This is a genomic window from Pseudoalteromonas sp. SG43-7 (assembly GCF_014164295.1).
GTDB lineage: Bacteria > Pseudomonadota > Gammaproteobacteria > Enterobacterales > Alteromonadaceae > Pseudoalteromonas > Pseudoalteromonas rhizosphaerae.
Genome location: NZ_JACJEY010000188.1, coordinates 1 through 461, shown reverse-complemented (window position 1 = coordinate 461; position 461 = coordinate 1). Strand labels below are relative to the sequence as shown.

Here is a 461-nt window from a genome sequence, read left to right as displayed (position 1 = left end):
GATTCTCCTATCATTTCATGCCAGTTTTCCTGTGGTAGCTGGCTTATAATTATGTGTGATTTATACCCATACCGCGCATCGATTAATTCGAGTAAGTCACCTCGTTGCTGTGCACTCAGTGGTTCAAGCCCCCAGTCGTCTAAGATCAGTAGATCATACTTTATTAACTTCGCCAGTAATTTCCGGTAACTACCATCTGCTTGTGCTAGAAACAGGCTTTCGAGTAGTTCTTTTAATCGAATATAGTAAACACTTTTTCCTTGTAGGCAGTGCTCATGTCCTAAGGCACACGCAAGGTATGTTTTTCCACAGCCTGTTGCCCCAGTGATTAAGATATTTTGATGTAAGTTTAGCCAGCTATTTTGGCTTAAGTTACGTATCTGTGCTTTTTCTATATTACGTGTCGGCGAGTAAATCAGTTGATTTAACTGAGCCGGTAAGCGGAATTTAGCGTGTCGCAC

The 461-nt window shown here is 41.6% G+C and carries 1 protein-coding gene; it reads right to left on the bottom strand.

The features are described 5' to 3' along the window. On the bottom strand, window positions 1-461 hold a 461-nt coding region (locus H5200_RS23445), incomplete at both ends, for an ATP-binding protein (RefSeq protein WP_182762896.1).